Here is a 4,989-nt window from a genome sequence, read left to right as displayed (position 1 = left end):
GAACGTGTAATCTTCCGGCTTTGGTACCGTCCAGTCTTCCCCCTTTACATAATCGACCGCAAAACAATGGGTAAAGGACTGGTTGTTATTGGGTTCATGGGTATCGGCGGCATGCAGTTCCCCTGTCTGGTTTTTGGACTCCGCGCCGGTGATGTAATCGGTGCCTGTCATGGGCAAGAGGTCTCCCAGTTCCGTAGCATCCACAAAATAGGGACCTTTTAACTCCTTCGTTTTTCCCGTTCTTAAGGATTTCACATTTAATCCCAAAACCTTGTTCCCCCTGGTCTCGGCGGAAACGGCCTTATATTCCTTAAGTATAAGCAACTGCCTTGAACTGATATAGGGTGCGAAAAGTTCTTCCAATACGGCAAGCGCCACCCGAGGTTCATGGGCCAAGGCGGACACCGAAGCGCCGCCGGGATTAAAATGGGGTTTGGCGGCTATCTCTTTGCGCAAGGGATAGTTGGAGCGGTAATAGTCCCTGATGCCTTTTCGCAACTTCCGATATAGTTCGGTCGCCCCATGAGTCTCTATCCATTGATGTTCATCGGGCGGAACCCCCTGCTGGGTCAATTGCCCACCGATCCAATCGGTCTCCTCGGTCAGTATCACGGTCAGGCCGTTTCTTAGGGCTGCAAACCCCGCGGCGCATCCGCCCAGACCGCCCCCAGCTATAATCAAATCGGCTGTCAGGCTATTGGTATAAGAATCGACCGCTATACTTCTTTGAGTTTCGGGAAAGATAGAAGAATTTGCGGAAAAAGGATATGCCATTGCTGCGCCAGCCGCCGTAAGATTTCCTATAAAATTTCTTCGTTTCATGTCCGATTTTTAGTGGGGTTAAATACTAATTTTCAATACACAATGGAATCGGAAGCGATGGCCGGCAGTTCGTAATTGCCATAATCGACGGCAATCTGTCCATCTTTTAGGCTTTTGGTACCGTCGGCATCCAGTTGGGTATTGAAGACATAGACCTTTTTCAATTTTTTGAAATCAGCCAGTTTTTGTAGATAGGGTTCCTGAAATTGCGTATCCGTTACGTTGATGGATTTTAGATGTTCGGATGTCGAGGCCAGTTTTTCGATACCTTTTCCGGTGATATCGGTATGGTCGAGATCCAAAACAGTCAAATGTGGTAGCGAGGCCAACTTCTCAAAGATAGCGTCGGTCACTTTAGTGCCACCTAAATCCAAAATGGCTATCTGTTTTTTCAAGGGATTCAATAGGGCAAAATCCGAGTCGGAAAAGGAAGGCTTATTGAGACAGGAAACCCTAAGGAAATTAACGGACTTGCTGATTTTATCGATATGGATGCCCTTGTCCTTGATGGCGTCGATACTGTCTTGGGATGCTGAGGCGATATCCACATTGGGATAATCGTTATCCATTTTTTTGGGGAAAAATGGGCGGAAGAGTTCCTTTTCCAGACCGCTTTCCGCAATCGTTCCCACGAAGGGATGCCCGGCATCCAACCAGGCCCCGATCAAGGCAATCTCTTCCTTTGAGGGCTGGGTCTTGCCTTCCGGCGGCATGTGGTCGTCATTGTCCATGGGCAGGTTCATACGGATGAAGATTTCACTATCGGAAGCGTTGTTGGCCACGACCACCTCGCCGTTTTCACCACCGGTCAAAATGCCTTCCTCGGAATTTAACAGCAATTCGCCCTTGGTTTTTTTGGGATTATGGCAGCTTACGCACTTGTTGTTCAAAATAGGATTGATTACCGCTTCGTAAAGTTGCGTTTCCTCCCAATTTTGTTCGTTCAGCACGATTTTCTTTTCCTCGAAGGTCTCGTAGCCCAAGGCCGATTTTATGGAGTTAGGCAAAGGTTCCACCAAATAATCGGCGCCATGGGTAATGTTCCCGCCCTGGTGCCCCGTAAACGAAATCAATACAAAAAGGAGGATTGAAAATGCGACCATCGGAATTTTGGAAAGGAAATCCACCGGCTTCCATTTCCGCAAGCGGGCATACATGGTGAAAGAAAAAAGTGCCGTTGCGATACCGGACCATAAATGCCATTTCACGGTATCGAACCCGTAGCCTTCCCCTAAATATTGCAAATAGCCCGTGCCGCAGGCCAGAACAGCGCTGATGGCCGCCCATAAAAAGATGAGGCATATAACCTTGCCGTACTGCCGGGTTTTTCTGTCATGCCATTGCAAGAGGAGACCCAGAAGGATAAACCCTATGGGAAGGTGCACGATTAAAGGATGTAAACGGCCTATGAGTTGTTTTATAACATCCATAAGGGAAGTTACTATTTATTTGTTATGATTAGTAAATAGTGGCTGAACGTACTTCATTTGACCCCCATCCTTTCTTTCAAAGCCTCCATAATGAAAATATTTGCCTTCCATTGATCCGTTACCGGAATTTGGGTGTACGGCAAGGTCGGCATATAATTAGGTGGCCCGAATTCGGTGGTGATGGTAAACGGTTCGTCGTTTTCGCTCCACCTTTTTCGGATGACCTTTTCCCAAATATCCAAATGGCGGTTCAGGGCGTTTTGCCATTCTGGCGCTGCGGGGTCGTTTACCTGTGGGCCTTCTTGGTGGCCGACACGGGCGTGGATATGGTGGGTGCGGTCAATAACTATCCCAAGGTTTTCATCTTGGCCTTCCAAGAGTGATTCGTGAACGACCATCCAATGGCTGATATCAAGGGTTAATTTTAGATCTGGAAGCGCTTTCAGGTATTGCTCGGTGTCCGGGAGGTTGAAACTGAACCGTGACCGATGGGTCTCATGATATATGGGGATGTCGTTTTCTTTGGCGATTTTGTTCGCTGTATCGATAAAGGCCTTGTTCTGTTCAAAAGTAAAAAAGTCCCCTCCGGTATGGCAGTTTATGGCCACCGGAGCAGAGGCAACGATCCTCATTAATTCTTCGGTGTATCTTCTCAAACTTGTCTCAAAATCAACGGACTTGTCCGCCCCCGCCAAATAGATAACCTTAAGATCGTATTTTTCCAAGGCTTTGTCAAAGGCCAGTCGATGTACCAATTTTTTGGGAAACCATGTCTCGATCCCGTCATAACCGGATGCCTTTGCCTTTTCACAGAACGCATCCCAAGAAACGTTTCTTCCCCAATCCGTCTGGAAGAACTGAAGCTGATTTTTTTGTTGGGAATAGGATGGGAGCGAGGTGAGGAGAATACCTAGCAGTAGGGCTATTTTCATAATTTTGTTTTCATAAAGCAATCGTTTTATCGGTTTATTAAAAAGTAAGGATGGGGCATCGAACGTTTTTGTTTGTTGTTTTTAAAAGGAAAGGACCGTAGGAGTAGGACCTATCGAGCATAGTGTCAAGCTCCGAGAACGGTAAAATTGGCGATTTTGGAACTTCATATTTCAAACGAGAAGTTTCTTTATGGCTGCCACCAGTTGAGAGGCAGGTTTTATAAAGTCTTGAACTTCCTTTAAGTCAAAATCGATAAAATCGCTATAATCACTGGTCTGCCTCTCGTTAAAGATATCGGAGTAAAATTTACCCAGCTCTTTTTCGATAATTTCAGTCTTTATAAAATGTAGAATGAACATTTTCCTCGTTCCGGAATGCGTCTTAGATGCTATGCCATTTTTTATTAATAAAGCAGAAACAGCATAGAAACAAGCGTAATACAATCGGCTAACTGCTGTATTCGCTAATTCGTTATCAATTAAAATCGAAACCTCTGAAAGCGTTTCTTCCGCTCTTTGCATTCTATATTTTACCAAAGCGGCCCGCTCTTCAGTTTTCATAAGGTTTGTCCCTCTTTTAAAACATTCTCATAAAAGGGTGTAATCCGATGTCTGGTTTCCCAATCGGATCGGGTCAGAACCAAAGGGCTAATTAACTCTCCGGTTTCAATTTCAATATCAAATAATGGATAGGTTATTTTACGCTTTTCGGCGCCGGTCAACTTATCACCATCAACAAGAATCAGAACATCCCAATCGGACATTTCGTGATAGTCTCCCCTAGAACGCGAGCCATAAAGAATAACCGTCGCATCGGGACGAACCGATTCAACAACATCTTTAATACGCGCTGGTATTTCTTGCACTGCGGACATACCTCAAAAGTAATCGTTTTTATCGGAATATCACTCTGACATAGGGGAAACCCTACCGGTGCTTTCCTTATGGCCCTATTATCGGATGGGCGGCCGATTCCCTTTCCCATAATGGACTCGATACCGCCAAAAACTAATTCCACCTAAAATCACTGCGCCCAAGGCTAAATACCAAACATAATCCGGGGTAATCGCCGCGGCGCCACTTTGGCCGTAGCTGTGAAGTCCTACTAGATAATAGTTGACGCCGAAATAGGTCATACCTATGCTGAAAACGGCTATAAGGCTCAAAAAGTTGAAGGTCCATTTTCCGCGAAGTCCGGGTACTAGACGGGTATGGATGACAAAAGCATAGACCATAATAGAAATGAGGGCCCAGGTTTCTTTTGGGTCCCAGCCCCAATAGCGGCCCCAACTTTCATTGGCCCATTGGCCGCCCAAGAAATTACCGATAGTCAGCATTATAAGGCCGACAGTTAGGGCAACTTCGTTGATAATCGTCAATTCCTTGATATTAAGGTCCATTTTGGCCTTGTTTTTCTTATTGGTGAGTATCATCAGAATTAGACATACCAGACCTAGAATCGCCCCTACTATCAACGGGCCGTAACTTGCAACGATTACTGCTACGTGAATCATCAACCAATAGCTATCAAGTACCGGAACAAGCGTTGAAATTGCCGGATCTACCCAGTTTTGATGGGCGATCCACAATAAAATTCCTGTGACGAAGGCTGCGGCACCGAGGGTCATGTTGCTCTTTCTTGCAAATAAGAGCCCCATGCCCATGGTGGCCCAAGAAACATATAGAATGCTTTCATACGCATTTGTCCAAGGGGCATGACCTGAAATATACCACCGCAATCCCAGCCCGGCCGTATGCCATAGGAAAAATATGACTATCACGCCTTTCAAAAAATAAACTGAAAC

At 45.8% G+C, this 4,989-nt stretch carries 6 protein-coding genes; all 6 read right to left on the bottom strand.

Annotation, left to right across the window (positions count from 1 at the left end; translation table 11 throughout):
• A partial coding sequence (locus ACEW8S_RS13400; protein ID WP_373518649.1) for an FAD-dependent oxidoreductase occupies nt 1-822 on the bottom strand: 822 nt, incomplete at its 3' end.
• A gap of 32 nt (nt 823-854) precedes the next feature.
• Complete coding sequence (locus ACEW8S_RS13395) at nt 855-2,252, bottom strand: c-type cytochrome domain-containing protein (protein ID WP_373518648.1); 1,398 nt, start codon at nt 2,250-2,252, stop codon at nt 855-857.
• A gap of 53 nt (nt 2,253-2,305) precedes the next feature.
• The gene (locus ACEW8S_RS13390) at nt 2,306-3,184 is read right to left on the bottom strand and encodes a sugar phosphate isomerase/epimerase family protein (RefSeq protein ID WP_373518647.1); all 879 of its coding nucleotides are present in this window, start codon (nt 3,182-3,184) and stop codon (nt 2,306-2,308) included.
• Nucleotides 3,185-3,355: 171 nt separating this feature from the next.
• Nucleotides 3,356-3,745, bottom strand: a complete 390-nt coding sequence (locus ACEW8S_RS13385) for a HEPN domain-containing protein (RefSeq protein WP_373518646.1) — start codon at nt 3,743-3,745, stop codon at nt 3,356-3,358.
• Nucleotides 3,742-4,059 (bottom strand): nucleotidyltransferase domain-containing protein, encoded by a 318-nt coding sequence (locus tag ACEW8S_RS13380; RefSeq protein ID WP_373518645.1) that lies wholly within the window; start codon nt 4,057-4,059, stop codon nt 3,742-3,744. Before ACEW8S_RS13380 ends, ACEW8S_RS13385 begins: the two co-directional genes overlap by 4 nt.
• A gap of 78 nt (nt 4,060-4,137) precedes the next feature.
• A partial coding sequence (locus ACEW8S_RS13375; RefSeq protein WP_373518644.1) for a cytochrome c biogenesis protein occupies nt 4,138-4,989 on the bottom strand: 852 nt, incomplete at its 5' end.

The sequence above is a fragment of the Pricia sp. genome (assembly GCF_041745955.1).
In the GTDB taxonomy this organism is placed as follows: domain Bacteria; phylum Bacteroidota; class Bacteroidia; order Flavobacteriales; family Flavobacteriaceae; genus Pricia.
This window is presented reverse-complemented; position numbering and strand designations above follow the sequence as displayed.